Source organism: Bradyrhizobium sp. 141, assembly GCF_023074055.1.
In the GTDB taxonomy this organism is placed as follows: Bacteria; Pseudomonadota; Alphaproteobacteria; order Rhizobiales; family Xanthobacteraceae; genus Bradyrhizobium.
In genome coordinates this window covers 82237-98376 of sequence record NZ_JADPKR010000048.1, presented here as the reverse complement: position 1 = coordinate 98376, position 16140 = coordinate 82237, and the positions used below count along the sequence as shown (strand labels likewise).

General features: G+C 63.0%; 27 protein-coding genes and 1 pseudogene. 20 read left to right on the top strand and 8 right to left on the bottom strand.

The window, feature by feature from the left end; genetic code table 11:
- Positions 1-97 (top strand): annotated as a pseudogene (locus IVA81_RS40660) (IS21-like element helper ATPase IstB); the annotation flags it as partial.
- Positions 98-125: 28 nt separating this feature from the next.
- On the opposite strand, the gene IVA81_RS14360 reads toward IVA81_RS40660, so the two are convergent.
- The 8 genes from IVA81_RS14360 to IVA81_RS14325 all read right to left on the bottom strand — a co-directional run bounded on the left by IVA81_RS14360 (position 126) and on the right by IVA81_RS14325 (position 4074).
- On the bottom strand, positions 126-1049 hold the full coding sequence (locus IVA81_RS14360; protein WP_247318938.1) for an AAA family ATPase: 924 nt from the start codon (positions 1047-1049) through the stop codon (positions 126-128).
- 7 nt (positions 1050-1056) lie between these two features.
- Positions 1057-1245, bottom strand: a complete 189-nt coding sequence (locus IVA81_RS14355; protein ID WP_247318936.1) for a hypothetical protein — start codon at positions 1243-1245, stop codon at positions 1057-1059.
- Positions 1246-1247: 2 nt separating this feature from the next.
- On the bottom strand, positions 1248-2168 hold the full coding sequence (locus IVA81_RS14350) for a PD-(D/E)XK nuclease-like domain-containing protein (protein WP_247318933.1): 921 nt from the start codon (positions 2166-2168) through the stop codon (positions 1248-1250).
- A gap of 211 nt (positions 2169-2379) precedes the next feature.
- On the bottom strand, positions 2380-2562 hold the full coding sequence (locus IVA81_RS14345) for a hypothetical protein (protein WP_247318930.1): 183 nt from the start codon (positions 2560-2562) through the stop codon (positions 2380-2382).
- On the bottom strand, positions 2559-2762 hold the full coding sequence (locus IVA81_RS14340) for a hypothetical protein (protein ID WP_247318929.1): 204 nt from the start codon (positions 2760-2762) through the stop codon (positions 2559-2561). The genes IVA81_RS14345 and IVA81_RS14340 overlap by 4 nt, the downstream gene beginning before the upstream one ends.
- Positions 2749-2913: a hypothetical protein gene (locus tag IVA81_RS14335; RefSeq protein WP_247318927.1), complete on the bottom strand. Its 165-nt coding sequence runs from the start codon at positions 2911-2913 to the stop codon at positions 2749-2751. Before IVA81_RS14335 ends, IVA81_RS14340 begins: the two co-directional genes overlap by 14 nt.
- Positions 2910-3146: a hypothetical protein gene (locus tag IVA81_RS14330; protein ID WP_247318925.1), complete on the bottom strand. Its 237-nt coding sequence runs from the start codon at positions 3144-3146 to the stop codon at positions 2910-2912. Before IVA81_RS14330 ends, IVA81_RS14335 begins: the two co-directional genes overlap by 4 nt.
- Positions 3147-3306: 160 nt before the next feature.
- Positions 3307-4074, bottom strand: a complete 768-nt coding sequence (locus tag IVA81_RS14325; protein WP_247318923.1) for an XRE family transcriptional regulator — start codon at positions 4072-4074, stop codon at positions 3307-3309.
- Between the two features lie 47 nt (positions 4075-4121).
- Between IVA81_RS14325 and IVA81_RS14320 the strand changes: the two genes are divergently transcribed.
- The 19 genes from IVA81_RS14320 (at position 4122) to IVA81_RS14235 (ending at position 16121) form a co-directional block, all read left to right on the top strand.
- Positions 4122-4367, top strand: a complete 246-nt coding sequence (locus IVA81_RS14320; RefSeq protein ID WP_247318906.1) for a YdaS family helix-turn-helix protein — start codon at positions 4122-4124, stop codon at positions 4365-4367.
- A gap of 81 nt (positions 4368-4448) precedes the next feature.
- Positions 4449-4793, top strand: a complete 345-nt coding sequence (locus IVA81_RS14315) for a hypothetical protein (protein WP_247318905.1) — start codon at positions 4449-4451, stop codon at positions 4791-4793.
- 127 nt (positions 4794-4920) lie between these two features.
- The gene (locus tag IVA81_RS14310; protein WP_247318904.1) at positions 4921-5484 is read left to right on the top strand and encodes a hypothetical protein; all 564 of its coding nucleotides are present in this window, start codon (positions 4921-4923) and stop codon (positions 5482-5484) included.
- The gene (locus IVA81_RS14305; RefSeq protein ID WP_247318903.1) at positions 5484-5939 is read left to right on the top strand and encodes a DUF1064 domain-containing protein; all 456 of its coding nucleotides are present in this window, start codon (positions 5484-5486) and stop codon (positions 5937-5939) included. Before IVA81_RS14310 ends, IVA81_RS14305 begins: the two co-directional genes overlap by 1 nt.
- A complete protein-coding gene (locus IVA81_RS14300; RefSeq protein ID WP_247318900.1) occupies positions 5939-6097 on the top strand; it encodes a hypothetical protein in 159 nt (52 codons plus the stop codon). The genes IVA81_RS14305 and IVA81_RS14300 overlap by 1 nt, the downstream gene beginning before the upstream one ends.
- Entirely contained in the window at positions 6098-6775 is a 678-nt protein-coding gene (locus tag IVA81_RS14295) for a hypothetical protein (protein ID WP_247318897.1), read from the top strand.
- A complete protein-coding gene (locus IVA81_RS14290) occupies positions 6775-7620 on the top strand; it encodes an AAA family ATPase (RefSeq protein ID WP_247318894.1) in 846 nt (281 codons plus the stop codon). Before IVA81_RS14295 ends, IVA81_RS14290 begins: the two co-directional genes overlap by 1 nt.
- Positions 7607-7789 (top strand): hypothetical protein, encoded by a 183-nt coding sequence (locus tag IVA81_RS14285; protein ID WP_247318878.1) that lies wholly within the window; start codon positions 7607-7609, stop codon positions 7787-7789. Before IVA81_RS14290 ends, IVA81_RS14285 begins: the two co-directional genes overlap by 14 nt.
- A 115-nt stretch (positions 7790-7904) precedes the next feature.
- Positions 7905-8081 (top strand): hypothetical protein, encoded by a 177-nt coding sequence (locus IVA81_RS14280; protein ID WP_247318874.1) that lies wholly within the window; start codon positions 7905-7907, stop codon positions 8079-8081.
- A complete protein-coding gene (locus IVA81_RS14275; RefSeq protein ID WP_247318863.1) occupies positions 8078-8287 on the top strand; it encodes a hypothetical protein in 210 nt (69 codons plus the stop codon). The genes IVA81_RS14280 and IVA81_RS14275 overlap by 4 nt, the downstream gene beginning before the upstream one ends.
- On the top strand, positions 8284-8829 hold the full coding sequence (locus tag IVA81_RS14270; RefSeq protein WP_247318861.1) for a hypothetical protein: 546 nt from the start codon (positions 8284-8286) through the stop codon (positions 8827-8829). The genes IVA81_RS14275 and IVA81_RS14270 overlap by 4 nt, the downstream gene beginning before the upstream one ends.
- Before the next feature lie 24 nt (positions 8830-8853).
- Positions 8854-9381, top strand: coding sequence for a hypothetical protein (locus IVA81_RS14265; protein ID WP_247318859.1), 528 nt, complete (start codon positions 8854-8856; stop codon positions 9379-9381).
- 64 nt (positions 9382-9445) lie between these two features.
- A complete protein-coding gene (locus IVA81_RS14260; protein WP_247318857.1) occupies positions 9446-9910 on the top strand; it encodes a hypothetical protein in 465 nt (154 codons plus the stop codon).
- Positions 9911-10462: 552 nt separating this feature from the next.
- Positions 10463-11956 (top strand): hypothetical protein, encoded by a 1494-nt coding sequence (locus tag IVA81_RS14255; RefSeq protein WP_247318856.1) that lies wholly within the window; start codon positions 10463-10465, stop codon positions 11954-11956.
- Positions 11953-12435, top strand: coding sequence for a hypothetical protein (locus IVA81_RS14250; protein WP_247318855.1), 483 nt, complete (start codon positions 11953-11955; stop codon positions 12433-12435). Before IVA81_RS14255 ends, IVA81_RS14250 begins: the two co-directional genes overlap by 4 nt.
- Complete coding sequence (locus IVA81_RS40465; protein WP_256469337.1) at positions 12401-12535, top strand: hypothetical protein; 135 nt, start codon at positions 12401-12403, stop codon at positions 12533-12535. The genes IVA81_RS14250 and IVA81_RS40465 overlap by 35 nt, the downstream gene beginning before the upstream one ends.
- Before the next feature lie 2 nt (positions 12536-12537).
- Positions 12538-14121, top strand: coding sequence for a portal protein (locus IVA81_RS14245; protein ID WP_247318854.1), 1584 nt, complete (start codon positions 12538-12540; stop codon positions 14119-14121).
- Between the two features lie 201 nt (positions 14122-14322).
- Positions 14323-15123 carry a hypothetical protein gene (locus IVA81_RS14240; RefSeq protein ID WP_247318848.1) on the top strand — a complete coding sequence of 267 codons (801 nt, stop codon included), beginning with the start codon at positions 14323-14325 and terminating at the stop codon, positions 15121-15123.
- A gap of 23 nt (positions 15124-15146) precedes the next feature.
- Positions 15147-16121 carry a major capsid protein gene (locus IVA81_RS14235; protein ID WP_247318814.1) on the top strand — a complete coding sequence of 325 codons (975 nt, stop codon included), beginning with the start codon at positions 15147-15149 and terminating at the stop codon, positions 16119-16121.
- Positions 16122-16140 lie beyond the last annotated feature (19 nt).

Here is a 16140-nt window from a genome sequence, read left to right as displayed (position 1 = left end):
GGCCAGCTCCGACGAGACGAGCGCTACCAGCAAAGCCCGCCGTGCTAAGGGGTCAAAATTGGACGCCGATGAGGGGTCAAATTTGCAAGCCGATTGACACTCGATCATTGCTGCGAATACGAGGCTCATGCTGTTTCCTTCGCTTGGTCGGCCTCGGCTGCTGTGACCTTGTGGCGCCGATCGAGCGCGGCCTTCAGCGTGGACTTGTGCTCGCGCGGGACCTTGGCCCACATCTCGACCAGGGCGACGTTGCCTTGCTTCGCGGCCTCGCCGAGCTCGAGGTCCCACTCGGCTGCGGTTTTCTCATCAGCCGCCCCGCCGGGGCTGGTCGTCGGGGCGGCTGATCCACCGGCGGCCCACTCAGCGAGGAGGCGGCCGGAATCCTCTCCAATCGGATCTCGATCGGAGAACATGGAGCGGTGTTGCTGCTGCAGTTTGTGCGGCAGGTCGAAATGAGGGACGCCAGGACGATCCGGCGTCAGCGTGAAGCTGGCGGTCATCTCGAACATGAAGCGCTTTTCGCAGATCGGCATCCAACCGAGCGGGCGCACGACCGTCTTGCCGTTCTCGCGCAGGATCTCGATCTTCTCGTCGGCGCGCAGGCAGAAGATGATCGAGGCGCGGCACTGCAGCAGGGCGTTCATCAGCTTCTTGTGAGCGCCCTTTGGCTCCTTCCAGTTGCCGGGCGACTTCACGCCTTCCGACGCAAGCCGATCGGCCCAGTCCATGATGCCGCCGACGCCGTCGTATTCGTGGCTGAAACTGTCGATGATGACCACCTCGGCGCCGGCAGCCTCCGCAGCCTGGATGCCTTCGACAAACCGCGCTGGCGTGAACGGCGGCCGCATGTCGGCGTGCATGAATTTGAAGTGTTCGGCGTAATGCAGACCGCGGCGGGCCTCGGTGTCGATGAACATGATCTTGCCGTCGGGAGACATGCCGCGCGCTAGGCGCAGTGCGCTGTAAGTCTTGCCGCTGCCGGAGGCGCCAGCGAGCGCGATCAGAAGCGAAACCTGTTCCCGCTTTGCGGGAGCGAATTGGAAGGTCATTTTAGCCTCAATCTATGTGGTAGACGCAGCCGAACCGGCCATCGCGGCACCATGCTTCTCGGCCGCCGAAATATTCGTGATAGAACCGCTTCTTCACGTCTTCGACTGTCGCGGGGCCTGTGTACGTGCCGGTAAGGCGAACGTGGTTGTATCCGGGCTCGCTGTGCTCAACCGTGAAGGTGATTTCGTCGGTCATGGTCAGCCTGCAAAGATGAGAGAGGGGTCGTTCTCGGACGCTTCTTCGATCTCGCGACCGAGCCACGAGCTTTCGGCCCAGGTCGGGAGTTCGGGACGGATGATCTTGTTCGGGTATGCCGGCCAGGTCTTTCGGCGCATGCAGAAGGCCCACGTCTTCACCGCATAGTCGATCTGCTTGCGGCCGATCGTCAGCGCTGCCTCGCCGATCTGATTGACGGTCAGCGCGTAGGGCGCCTCGTTCTCCTGCGCGACGTAGTAGAAGCGGCGGCGGCCGGCGCCGGCGGGGTCCAGTGCATCCAATATGCGCTCATGCATAGCCGCCTGGATGTGCCAGCCCGCCGACGCCATCAGCTTCCCCACCGCGTAAGGCGAAGCTGATTGTCCCGACGTCTTGTAGTCCCAGATCTCGCGCAGGTCGGGCGTGATCCAGTCGAGCATGGATCGCAGCCAAATGCCGTCCTCGCAGTTCGCGATCACCACCTCGGCGTCGCCGTTCGTGAAAGCGTTCTGGGTGCCGTGGATACGGCTGAGCTGCTCGAGCGCGGCCTCGACCATCTCGCCGGCGGTGTCATAGTGCTTGCGCAGGATCGGCTCTTTGCCCTCGTTGATGGATGCCACCTTGAACGCCTTGGCGGCGCCGGAGCGCCAGTCCTCGAACTCTCCGACCGACATCTCCTTGCCGCGGTCGAGCATGAGCTTGTGAGCCGCGTTGCCGATCGCCTTGGCCTTGCTGTAGGCCTCGCCGTCGTCCTCATCGGCAGGCTTCACATTCAGCCGCGGATGCGCCTGGAACGCGTGTAACGGGCTCTGCTCGATGAGGACCTTCGCGAGTGACTGCGTAAATGATGGGGTTGGCGTGGGGTCGCCGAAGTACGCAGCCGTCGGGAAGTCGCGATAGATGCCGGGTTGCTCAATCTTCATGTGGCCACCTCGAAAACTCTGAAAAAGCGGTTTGGGCGGTTGGCAGGGAGGCGCCGGCCGGTGTCGCGCAGGACGCCGTCGGCGAGTAGCGCGGACACAACCTTGGAACTCTCATGGACTGTGAGGCCGGTCTCCTCCGCCACGTCCTGCGACGTGTTGCAGTAGCCAGACAGGAGGGCAGAGATGACGCGCTGGCGCTTGCCACGGACTCTCATGCTGCGCGCTCCCTGTCCGGCTTGGTCTTGAGCAGGTAGTAGACCTTGCTGCTATCGATCGCCTCGAGCTCGCGGCACGGCTCGCAGTAGAGGCGGGGCCGACCTGCGGATCGCTTGATGAAGCGGAATGCGTTCTCGCAGCGCTTGCAGATGGCACCCATGACGATGGGCTCACTCATCGGCGCACCACAGCAGCGCCAGCAGCATCAGTTCGTTGAAAATGAGCCACGCCATCACGCACTGATAAATGCTCATTTCTCCACTCCACGGCGATGCCGGACCAGACTGCGAGCATTCCGATGAACAGAAGCACGGCAACCGCCTCGGCGAGCACCGGAATGGCGACGGCTTTGATTTCGACGGGATCAGGCTTCCGCATGGCTGGCCTCCATCCGGCGGACGAGCTCATCGCGGCCACCAATCAGGCGCTGCTTGGATCCCCACGCCTGCAGGAGTCGGACGGCAGTGAGCTCGTCAGCCTGGCGGACCAGCCGCGCCATTTCGGCGGCATCTTGCGGGACGTTGTTCATGCGCCAGCTCCCGCGCGCACGGCTTCCATGCGGGCTTCGGATGCCCTGTTGGCTGCATAGATGTCGATGAGGGCTGCCGCGTCCTCGATGTTGTCCATGGCGCGGACAAGCAGGACGATATCGATCGCACAGCTGATCTTGCGGTCGAGGCGGTGCGGCAAGCTGTCATGCTTGCGCAGGTCGCGCTGGTGGTCGTGATATTCGGGAGTGTAGCGGCGGTCGAATGAGGACATCGGTTCGCTCCAGTGATGGAGCAAATGAAAGCACCACTTTCAATTGAAAGCAAGTGAAAAGAAAGCGCGACTTTCAGAAATATTGCAAGGGGCGCTTTCCGGAGCGAATCTAGCGATTCCCGGTTCCTAGTTGAGGAACATTGCTGTCAGGTGAGGGCGGTTAGGCAGGGCCGCCCATAATGACGCGGTGTACGGCGATCACTCGGCTGCGCGGCCAGGTCAAAACCTTCTTTGGATTGAGCTGGCGGACCTTCAATTGATGATCGTCCATTGAGACGAAGCGCTTAACGAACCCATGCGGCGGCTCGCCATCGCCCATGCTGATCTGCACAACGCAGTCATCATCCTTTCGTACAGGTGCGTAAGGATGGACGTAGACAATTTCACCATGCTGATAACGTTCAAGCATGGAGTCGCCGATGACGTACACCGCATATGCATCGGGAACATCGACCAAAGCCGGCGGGGCCAAAACATCACCCAAGTACTGGTCTCCCAGTATTAAATAACCTTCCCGACCGCCCATGCCGGTCCCCCGTATCGGGATTCTAACGAACCCTTTGACAGCGTCGCCCACACGCGCGTTCGCTTTAATTTGTCCTCCGAGGTTGTGGGGCTTTTGCCCGGTCGTCAAGTGAAACTCATCAGCAGATGTTTCGACACTTTGAGGCAAATCTCCACGACCTGATTCAAGCCAGTCGAGCGACACGCCAAACTTGTCTGCGATCGCGGCGATGTTCGCTCGGCTGATACCTTTGCCGAGTTCCCAGTTTCCGACAGCTCCGCGTGACACCTTGACGCCCTCAACGGTGCCCAGTGCCTCCGCGAATTTCTCCTGCGAAAGCTTCGCACGCTTCCGGACGAATTTGATTCTGTTGGCCAATTTCCCCATGGGGAAGAACATGGCCGGACTTTCCGCATCTTTCATCGAAAGAGATACTTGCAATTGTATGAAAGCCATGCTTTCAATTTGGGATGAGCGACGCAGCCAGTATAGCCGAATTGAAAGCAGCCGCCTTGGATGAGGCAAAACGCGCCGTGAAGGGCAACACTGGCCTTTCCCGGGCTTTGGCCGGTGAAATCACGCCCCAGGCAATCGCCCAGTGGAAGCAAGTCCCGGCCGAGCGTGTCTTGAAAGTTGAAAAGGCCACGGGGATCCCGCGGCACCGGCTCCGTCCTGATCTGTATCCGTGCGCTGACCAGGATGTCGCTGCGTCATGAGCCACGAGACGTTCCTCAGCAGAGCTTCGAGTTCGATCGACATTTTCATTGTCCCATCCAGTAGCGAGTGAGGCCTGAGCGATGGATTTTTTATTTGCCGGTAGCGTTGGGAGTTCTCCCAATTCTGTTGGGAGCCAGTTTTCCGAAGCGCTTCAAGAGCTCGCCAGACCATGGCCCGAAGGCGACAAGCTGAAGCGTCGCATTGAGCGAGCGGCGCGCGCGGCAGGCCTGAGCTACTGGCGCGCGTTCGACATCTGGTACCGCAAAGCTCGCCGCATCGACGCGCACGAAGCCGCCCAAATCAACGAAGCCCTGCGCCTCAAGCGAGAGAAAGCCGTCGCAAATGAATACCACGACCTCCGGGCCCGCCTCGCAAAACTCGAAAGCGCGCTCGTTCTGCAGGGCAATCCGAACGTTCGTCGCTGAGCGTCTCATTCGTCTGAGCTCGCGCTGCGCGGACCTCGCTGAGTGGATCGCCCCTTGGATCAACGAACGTCAGTAACTCCGTGCGTCTCTGGCCGGAGAGCGTCCGGCGCGTCAAGCAGAGGCCAATATGGCAAAGAAGAACGGCGGAGCTCCGGGCCCCGGGCACAATTCCACACTCACAGACGAAGAGAAGCGCGCACTGACCTTCCACCACGCGAAGGCGTATGAGATCGCCGATGCCTTGGTCGAGAAGGCTAAGAAGGATCGCGCGGCGGTGGTCGACCTCGCCAAGGCTGACCTCGGCCGCGGCGCCAAGGCTGACATCATCGACCTACTTACCGCCAACACGCCGGCGAAGATGAAGGCCGTAGTCGAGCGCGTCCAGCGCCTCGCACGGTGGGCTGGTCTGCCGATCGGCTCACAGCCTCAGCTCTTTGAGCCCGCTCCGGATCACTTCGAGAACGGCAAGGTCGCCGGCATGCAGGGCGAGAAGTGCGAGCCGCCGCTGTCGCTGCCCCAGGACCAGTTCCAGATGTGGATCGCGGGCTGGCACGAGGGCCAGACCGTTCTCATGAGAGCCTTCACCAAGAAGCGCAAGCCGGCCTCCGAAGCTGAACAACCGCCCGCGGTCGATCCGGACCAGATGGATCTCAGCGAGCGCACCGACCTCGAGCAGAACACCACTCACTGATGCGCTGGTCCGAAGAACAGCTTGCCCAGCATCTGGCTCGTCATGGCGTGCCGTCCAACGCCCGTCATGTCGATACCAGCCAGCCACCGTTCGCCGTCCCGCCGGACAAGCCTAGCGGCGGACGGTTGGCGCTGGGGCGGCTCAAGACCGGTGAGATGAACAAGACCGAGGCGAAGTACGATTCCCACCTTTGGGATCTTCGGCGCACTGGTGACGTGCTCTGGCACAAGTTCGAGGGCGTGAAGCTGCGGCTGGCCGATAACACGTTCTACACGCCGGACTTCGCCGTGATGCTCGCCGACGGCACCATGGAGATGCACGAGACCAAGGGGTTCTGGGAGGACGACGCGCGCGTGAAGATCAAGGTTGCAGCGTCGCTGTACCCGTTCCGCTTTCTAGGGCTCAAGCCGCGCGCGCAGAAGAACGGCGGCGGGCGGGAGGTCGAGGAATTCTGATGGCAAGACCACTCTCAATCGAAGCAAGGGCCGGGCTGCATGAGGTGCTGCTGCAGGCAGCTCTACGCGCCGAGCGCCTGAAGGCAAGCCAGCGCACCGACGACCTCGCCAGCGAGCTCGCCCGCCGTCAGGACCAGCGCGCAATGGAGGCGCAATAGATGGCCCGCTACCGCACAATCAAGCCCGAGTTCTGGTCGAGCGAGCAGGTCATGGAGTGCTCGCCGATCGCTCGGCTCATGTTCATTGGGCTCTGGAATTTCGCCGATGACGCCGGCCGCTACTCCTATTCGCCGAAGACAATCAAAGCCCAGGTTTTCCCGGGCGACGACATCACCACCGAAGCCATTCGCGGAATGGTCGGCGAATTGTCGGAGAATGGTCTTGTCCGACCATACACTGTTGATGGGAAAGAGTATTTGCTGATTACAGGCTGGCACCACCAGAAGATCGACAAGCCACAGAAGCCTCGTCATCCAGCACCTCCACCGGAGGACTCACCGAACGTTAGCCGAATGGTAGCGACGGAGAGAGAGAAAGAGAGAGAGAGAGAAGAGACGGCTGGCGCCGTGTCGACGACGACGAAGCCGTACGCTTTCGAGGACGGCGTTATCAAGCTCAACCAGCGCGACTTCGACGCCTGGGCGAAAGCTTTCAGCAATCTCGACCTCGCCGCAGAGCTGATGTCCCTCAGCAAGTGGGCTGAGAGTGAGGGAAAGAACTGGTTCCATGCTGTGAAGGGCGCGCTCGCGAAGCGTAATCGCGAGGTCAAGGCCGTGCGCGAGAAGCCGGCCCAGCCTGAGCTGACCAGCTGGTCTGGCATTCCGGGGGTGGTGTGATGCAGAGCGCGGAGATTCTTGAACTGCCTGACCAGTCTGTCCCGCCTGGGCTGTATTCGCTGTCCGATCTGCCGCAGCGGGGATCCGTCGCGAAGCAGGCATTTGGGTCCGGCTGGGCCGAGCTCGATGCCATCTTCAAGTTCTACCTTGGCCAGTTCGTTGTGCTCACCGGCATCGCGAGCCACGGCAAGTCGACGTTCATGCTGAACGTGCTGCTGAAGATGGCGCTCGAGAAGGGCGTTGGATCGTTCCTCTACGTTCCCGAGAACGAGGGCCATCTGCGCGAGAAACTGCGGCTGATCTGGCGCGGCTCCGAGAAGCAGTTTGAGCACTTCTGCCGCTCGCAGTGCACGATTCAGTCCGCGGTGCCGCACGCACAGTATGAACCGGCTCATACGATCGACTGGGTGCTCGATCGTGCCGCCTGGGCCGTGCAGCACCGCAATGTCGAGGTCGTGTTCATCGATCCCTGGAATGAGCTCGACCGCGCCCGAAAACGCGACGAGATGATGACTGACTACATCGGCCGCTGCCTGATGCTGATCAAGGACTTCTGCCGCACCATGAACGCGATCGTGGTGATCGCCGCTCACCCGACCAAGGCCATCGTCAACACCGGCAACAAGGTCGTCAGCCTCGCCGACATCGAAGGCTCCATGAACTGGTACAACAAGTGCGACAACGGCCTGATCGTTGTGCGCGAGGCCGGCAACACGTCCAAGGTCATCAGCGCCAAGGTGCGCGAGATCGGAGCCGGCAAGATCGGCTCTTGCAGCTTCACCGTCGATCCATCCACCGGGCAGTTCACCCCTCAATACGGGAGCGATTTCGATGTCGCAGGCTGATCTCGACCAAGTGCGCAGTTCGATCTCGGCGACCTTGGCTGAGATCAATCACCGCCGCGCCGTACTCGGCGATGCAGAGATCGATGACGAAGACCGGATGGAGGCGATGGACATCCTCAACCGCATCGAGCGCAAGCTGGCTGCGCACGCGAAGGACACCGCAGCATGAATGGGGCTTATGGGGTGGGACTGCTGGCATTCGAGAGGGCAGGCGAGGCGGTGACATCAGTTGCTGGGGCTGTGGTGCTTATCGCCGCGGTATGTTTCATCAGCTGGTGCCGGTCATGATTGTCGTCGAGCACCGCACGCCTCTGAAGCGTATTGAAATCGGCGCGCGGCCGCCATCACCGCCTGAGCCGCCGGCGATCGACTTGGATTGCATCGCCAGGTTCACGGAGCAGGAGCGCATCTGGAAGCTAGTGCAGCAGTGCGCACAAGGGCAGGGGAGCGTCGAGGAATGAGCATCACAGTGGAGCGCATCGCCAAGGCGATGATCGACGGCGAGGGCAAGGACTATCAGACGACGGCTAGAAGCGTCCTGGAAGCTATCAGCGAGCCGGACCCAGCCGTCATCGCGCGCACGGCCGATCGCCTGGGCGTCGCTCCTTCCGACGTCACTAGGCTGGTCGGGATGTGGCAGATCATGGTCGAGGAGATGCTGCGATGACCGAGCACATCGTCACGAGCTACACCGAGATGATGGCCGGTATCCAGGCGCAGGTCGAGGCGCTCGGGCTCAAGCTCACCGACTTCGACGACCTGGCCGGCTTCCCGTCGGGGCTCAGCGGCAAGGTGTTCGGCATGCTGCAGGTCAAGCGGCTCGGGCCGGAGAAGCTGTTCGACGCACTGCGCGCGGCCGGGCTCCGAATGCGGCTCGAAGTCGACCCAGATCAAGAGGCCAAGATGCGATCCCGGATCGCTCAAAACTACAATCCAAGGCAGGCCAGCCAGTCCCGCCCGAAGCACGCATCTAGCCTGCCTAGTTCAGCTGTTCTGACCCGTATTTTGAAGCCTGTCGGGCGGCTCGGTGGAAAGGCGCGATGGGCCGGCAAATCGAAGGCTGAGCGCGCCGCACACGGCAAGCTGATGGTCATGGCGCGCGAGAAGAAGCGACGCGCTCGGAAGGCCTCGAACGCCAAGGCCAGGGCCGCAGCCCATCGCGCGGCAAACGAGGCCGCCAAGCAGGCCAGTGAGTGCGTCGCGCGCTAGCGCGAACCACTGCATGGTCGAGGCATGAGACCGCACCGGCCAACACCCCAGCAGATCGCCGCCAAAAGGTGGGAGATAAAGCGCCGCTACGAGCGCAAGACGAAGGTCGGAAAGCGCACCAAGTCCATGGCCGCCATCCGCCTAGCCGAGCTCACCCGATGGCTCGAAGACACGCACGGCGCGGGTGTCGAGCTCGAGCCGGGCCCTGACACCATCAGGATCGCCGAGGTCTTCGCCCATCACCTCGCCGGCCTCGCCAACCCCGAGCGCCGCATAAGCCAATGGCTTGCCTTCTACGTCCCCAGCATCCCTCCACGAGAGCAGGAGCGCCTCATCGCCAACGCCATGGGTAAGCCGATCCACTGGTCAGCCGACAAGCTCGCCTGGCGCATCCGCCTCACCGACGAGCAGCGCACCCGCCTCAAGATCACCACCATCGGCGCCATCGACCTTACCAGGGAACAGCGAGCAGCACGCCGCAAGGCCCGCCAAGCCGAGCTACAACGCGCCCTCCGAGCCCGCCGCAAGGCCGCCAGCGTCAACACCATATAGACTGAGATATATGCTGTTGACGCGGTGCGTTGCCTCGCCCAGCCGGCGCGGCATGTTCTCATCCATGACAGTCCCTGCCGTTGCAACCGCGTCTATCCCCGATCAGCCTCGCAAACAGGCGCGAATCCTCAAGATTACGCGCAAGGTCCGCGACGCTATCAGCCTCATGGTCTGGGAAGGCCTGAAACGCGATGATGCAGCGCAACGCGTTGGCATGAAAGACAATTCACTTTACGTCGCACTCAGAAAGCCTGATGTGCGCGCGTTCTATCTGAGTGAGTGCGAGGTGTTGCGTACCAGCGGACGAGCTCGCCGACTTCACAGGCTCGAGCAGATGTCCGAGCAGGACGACAACAAGCAGGCCGCGGTGAATGCCATCCTCGCCCTGGAGCGGCTTGCACCGAGCGATGAAGCAGCTGTTGGCCGTGCCGCGTCGATGCCAGGCCTGCAGATCGTCATCCAGACCAACGGTCCAAATCCGCCCGTTATCGACGTAACGCCGGCTCAGGACCTACCAGATGTTGATTGAGCGCGCGTCGTCACACTCGTGGAACCGCGTAAGTCATTGGAATTGCTCATGTAAGAGCGGAATATTCCATAATGACAGTTATGCGTTGTGTGATGTGCGGGTGAGATGTGCACCGGAATGGGCGTCGGCGCTGCACCTTCATAGCGCGTCCGGCTGCACGAGTCGAGGGAGGGGGTGGGGGCCTGCGTTTCGCGCGCGCGCCCAGGCGACCCCCGGGGGGAAAAATCGGCGGCCGAACCTGTCGCTGGTAATCCCCACACGCATTTCCCCTCTCAGACATTCGGTCATGCTGGAAAAGGTTTTGTCTCGGAAAATTTCGGGAGTGGTGGATGGCTCGGGAGCGGGATGCGACGCGGGGGCAGTTGCTGGTGATCTGGGGCAGCGTGGGTGTTGCGCTGGTGATGGCGATTGTGGTTGCGGCGTTTTGGTGAGGATTGAGCTTCCAGGGCACGCCTTCCGGCCCGAAGCGCGGTATGGCGGCCACCGCGGGAAGAAAGGCCGCCACCTCTCATGAGCGGGGTCCGGCAGTTTCGGCTGGTTGGCGGGACGGAGGTGGCGAAGTTCGTCCTTTCGAGCCAAGAGGTCGATGTCATCGAGGGGCCGCTGGGGTCTGGGAAGACGCGGGCGCTGTGCGCGCGGATCATGCGGCACGCGCAGGAGCAGCGGGTTTCGAAAATCACGGGGACGCGGCTGTCGCGCTGGGCGCTGATCCGCAACACGTACCCGGACCTAAAGCGCACGACGATCCGGACCTGGGTCGAGATGTTCCCCGAGGACATCTATGGCCGGCTGAACTGGGGCCAGCCGCCGTTTCATCACCTGAAGTTTCCGCATCCGTCGGGCGACGGGACGATGGTTGACCTGCAGGTGGACTTCTTCGCGCTCGACAAGGCGGACGATGTCGGCAAGCTGCGCTCGACCGAGTACACCGGGATCGCGTGGAACGAGTTGTCGTTCATCTTCGAGAAGGAGCTGTTCGACGAGAGCCATTCGCGATTGCGCTATCCGGGCAAGGAGCATGGCGGGTCGGCGTGGCATGGGGTCATCGCGGACACGAACGCGCCGGATGAGGAGCACTGGCTGGCGTTGATGACCGGTCAGGTCGATCTGCCACCGAACCTGACCGAGGAAGAGAAGCTCGAGTTCGCGTGGCCGGAGGGGTGGGGCTTCTACATGCAGCCGGCGGCGGTGCTCGAGAACCTCGACAACACGGGGCGGATCCTCGGCTACAAGGTCAACCCGGCCGCGGAGAACCTCGCGAACCTGCCGGAGGGCTATTACCAGAAGATGATCCCGGGCAAGTCGAAGGCCTGGATCGACTCGCGCCTGCGGAACGTGTGCGTGCTGGTGACGGACGGCTCGCCGGTGTTCCCGATGTTCCGGAAGGAGCTTCACGTCTCGCGCGAGGTGCTGCGGCCGGTGGCGGGGGCGGCGCTGCATGTCGGGCTCGACTTCGGCCGGCAGCCGGCGGCGATCTTCGGCCAGAACATCGGCAACCGTGACTATTTCCAGTTCGAGCTGCTCGGGTTGAACGAGAGCTCGGTGACGTTTGCGCCGAAGGTCAAGCGGTTCATCGCCGAGCATTATCCCGATCATGAGCTATCGGAGGTGCTGTTCTGGGGCGACCCGAAGGGGCGGGACAAAGGCCAGCAGTCGGAGCGGACGAGCTACGAGATTTTCGAGGCGAACAGCATGAAGGTGCGGCCGCCGCCGGGCCTCTTGCAGAACAACATCACGACGCGGGTGTCGGCGGTGACGTCGGTGCTGACCAGCCTCGACCGGGAAGGGCGACCGCGCGGCGTGTTCTCGCCGCTGTGCCGGACGCTGAACGTCGGCATGAAGGGCCGCTACCACCTGACCCGCGAGGAGGACGGCGAGCTCCGGCCGAAGAAGGACCGCTATTCGAACCCGGCTGATGCGCTGCAGTATCTGGTGATTGGCATGGGCGAGGGCGACGCGATGGTCGGCCGTGCACGCGCGGGCGTCGGAACGGGACCGGTGCGAGTGCACCGCGGCCGCCGGTCGATGCGACGGGTGGCGGGATGATCCGCCTGGTTGCCAGCGGCGCGGCCGGACAGCCGACGCGCTGGATCCTGGCATTTCACCGCACGACGGATTCGTGGCTGGTGCGACTGCTCGCCTGCGGGACCTACAAGCACGTCACCGCCATCGCCTACATCCGCGAGGTCGACCACTGGGTTTTCCTCGATTGGCGCTTTGCGACGATCGACGTGATCGTGGCACGCGGCAGCGAGGCCGACCGGCTGATGGGCTATTACACCGCGAATGCCGACGTGCTGGGCATGGAGCCGCGGCAGATCGTTTCCGGCTTCCGGGTCGGCTGGTGGTGCGTGCCGATGATCAAGCATCTGGTCGGCGTGCGCGGTGGTGCGTTGCGTCCGGATGCTCTGTGGCGAGACTGCATCCGCCAAGGAGCCGAAGTTATCAGCCATGAATGGACCGAGCCCGCCCGTCATCCAGGACGATCCGATGCAAGCCCAGCTGAAGCAGCAGGCGGAGCTTGACAAGGTCGACGCGATCAAGACGACGGCGCAGGCCGATACCGCGAGCCTAATGGCCCGGTTCGGCTCGCTAGCTGCGCTGGCCCAGGCCGCGAAGGGCTGAGCATGGCGAAGAAGCCGAAGAACGAACCAGAAAAGCACCCGCTGGACGAGGAAGCAAACCGCCGCGTCAGCGATGCTCGTCGGCAGAAGCAGCCGTTCGAGCTCGACATGCGCGAGTGCTATTTCTTCACCGCGCCGCTGCGCTCGCGCCAGATCAATTCGCAGTCGGCGCCGTCATCGACCCCGATCCACGACGACGGCTATCTGCAGACCAGCGCCGGCTTCGAGCTCGCCGGCGACTACGTCACCGAGATCCTCAACACCTTCATGCCGCAGGCCGAGCAGTGGTGCGAGCGGACGAAGGGCATTTTCGTCAGCAAGGCGGACTGGGACTCGATCAAGGCGCGGGTGAAGGAAGACGACGTCACGATTTTCTCCGCGATCAAGGGCTGCAACTTCTATTCAGAGTTTGCCAAGGCGGCCTATCCCGATCTCGGCATTGGCACGATGGGACTGTGGGTCGACGACGAGCGGCCCGGCGAGAACATCTGCGTGCAGGCCGTGCCGCTACGCGAGCTAGAGATCAACCTCGGGCCCTACGGCGAGATCGATGATCGCTTCATCGTGCGCCACACCCGCAACCGGCATGTGCGCGCGCTGCTCAAGGGCATCCCGCTTCCGGAGGACATGGCGAAGGAGATCGACGCCGGTCCCGACAAGAAGACTGAAATTCGCTGGGGTTGGTGGCGGCAATGGGACCGGCTCGGCGATGAGCACTGGCAGCACGTAGTCATGGTCAAGAACCGCGTCGTGAAGTCGGCGGAGATCAAGGGCGAGGGCAGCTGCCCGCTGCTGGTGATCCGCTTCAACGCGACGGCGGACTGGGCCTATGGCCTCGGCGTGCTGTTGCAGGCGCTGCCCGAGTTGCGCCAGGTCGACGAGCTCGAAGGCCAGAAGATCAGCCACATCGAGCTCAACCTGACCCCGCCGATGGGCATCCCGGACGACAGCTTTGCCGCGGTCGAGCAAGGGCTCGAGCCCGGCATGGCCTACCCGATCCGCCCCGGATCGGAAGGCGCTATCAAGAAGCTGTACGACCCGGGATCGCCGGAGGCGGGCATCTATGCGGTCGAGGACAAGGTCCGCCACCTGCGCAAGCTGTTCTACGTCGATTACCCCGAGCAGCGCGGCGACACGCCTCCGACGCTGGGCCAATGGATGGACGAGCTCGCGCGCGCGCAGCGCCGCATCGGCACCCCCGGCCTGACGTTCTGGTGGGAGGGCCCGGCCAAGATTTTCCTGCGCTTCAAGTATCTGCTCGAGGCGCGCGGCGTGATCCAACCGGTCAAGGTGAACGGCAAAGCCATCGCGCTGGTGCCGAGCAATCCGGCGCAGCGGGCGGCCGAGCAGCAGGAGGTCGCCACAGCCGTGCGCGCGATCCAGATCCTCGGCCAGGCGTTCCCCGAAGAGTTCAAGGCCTACATCGACGGCAAGGCGACCATGACAGCCTTCATCGAGAAGATGCGCGTGACGCTGCTCAAATTCCGCCCTGAGGAGGACGTGAAGCAGGCCGTCGGTATGATTGCGCAACTGCTGAACAAGGCCGCTCCGCAGGGTGATCAGAGCGCCGCAGCGGGGCTCGGATGATCGATCAGGACCTCGTCAATGAAGGCCTGCAGCGCTTCGCGCGCACGCCGGACGGCCGCAATTTTTACGTCAGTTTGCAGAAGGTTTTGATGGGCGTGCCGTCCGACACGTCGGAAGGTGCGTTGCGAGAGAATTTGGGTCGCCGCAGGTTCGCGTCGGAACTGATGGCCGTGATGGCCGAAGTGATGACGGAGAACACGAGTGACGACGGAATCGGGTCAGGCGAGCGGCCAATCGTCTTCCAGCTCCAGCGGCCAGCAGCAGTCTCAGGCCAGCGGGGCGCAAGGCGGCGCGTCGGACCAGGGCCAGCAGCAGACGCAGAATAGCGGCGGTCAGCAGCAGGCACCGCAGCGCCCGGCCTACATTCCCGAGAAATACTGGAATCCCGAGAAGGGCGAAGTCCGTGGCGACGACTTCACGCGGGACTTCAACGACCTCTCCGCGTTCAAGGCCGAGTCCGACGTTCGCAAGCAGGCCCTGCCGCCGTCGCCCGACAAGTACGAGATCAAGCTGCCGGAAGGTTTCAAGCCGCCGGAGGGCATGGCCTTCGAATTCAACGCGGACGATCCGGCGCTGGCGCAGGCTCGCAACCTCGCGCACCAGAAGGGCTGGTCGCAGCAGGATTTCTCCGAGGCGCTCGGCATCTTCGCATCGACCAAGGTCGCGGAGCTGCAGGCGACGAACACCGCGCGTGAGGCCGAGATGGGCAAGCTCGGTGCCACCGGCGCGCAGCGGCTCGACGCCATCGAGACCTGGTTCAAGGCCAAGGTCGGCGACAAGGCGAACGTGCTGGTTTCCACGCTCAAGGCCTATCCGGTCGCCGCCAATGTCGAGGCGCTCGAGACCGTGATCCGGCTGTTTTCTTCGCAGGGAGGTACGCAGTTCTCGCAGTCGCACCGTGAAGGAGCGGACGAGAAGGGAGAAATCCCAGGCTACGAGGGCATGAGTTTCGCACAGCGCCGAGCGGCGCAGATGAACCGGCAATACGGCGGCAGCCGCTGACCTGACGAGGGGAGCTACCCACTATGGCTACGATTAACGTCTCCATCACTTCGCCGATCACGCTTGCGCAGTACGCGCAGACTCTGCCGCAGAACGATCCCAGCCGGACGTTCGTCGAGAACATGGTCGCTCAGTCCGACCTGATGGCAGCAATCCCGATCCTGCCGGCGCAGATGGGCAAGCGGGCCTTCATGGACATCGCATCGCTGCCGAGCGTCGGCTTCCGGGCGATCAACACCGCAGCCCCCGAGGCGAGCGGCACCTTCAACCTCCGCGAGGAAGACACGTTCTTCATCGACGAATACATCAAGGTCGACCGCGCCGTGGTCGATCGGCTGGGCATGGAGCACCGGGCCCGGCAGGAACAGCTGATGAGCACCGCGCTGTCGCAGATGTTCAGCCAGCAGCTGATCAAGGGCGACCGCTCCTCGAACCCGAGCGGACCGGATGGCTTCCAGGTGCGCTGCCTCAACGTCGGAACGAACTGGTTCCATAACTCGGCAGCTTCCGGTGGCGCCGCGCTGTCCCTGGCGCAACTCGACGCGCTGTACTGGGCCGTCAACAAGCCGACCCACTGGATCTTCCCCCGCGCGCTGATGCCCTACGCAGACGTGGCCGCCCGCAGCTCGACGCTGACCAACCAGAGCTTCGTCTACGGCGAGGACGTGAACGTCGGCATCGGCAAGCGCCTCGTGAAGTACAAGGGCCTTCCGATCCTGTTCGGCTATGAGCCGGACGACACGCCGGACCTCCTGCCGATGAACGAAGTCGCCTCCGGCGGCGGCTCGGCGGTCACCGGCTCCATCTACTGCGTGTCGCTGCGCGAAGGTGGCATCTACGCCATCGAGCAGACGCCGCTTTCGGTCATCGACGAAGGCCTGATCACCGGTCAGCCCTTCTGGTCGACCCACGTCAAATGGGACTGGGGTGTCGCCCGCGAGCATCCGCGCGCTGTCGCCCGTCTCGACTCCATCGCCGCGGCGACCATCGTCGCCTGACGGAAGCAACCGCCTGAGA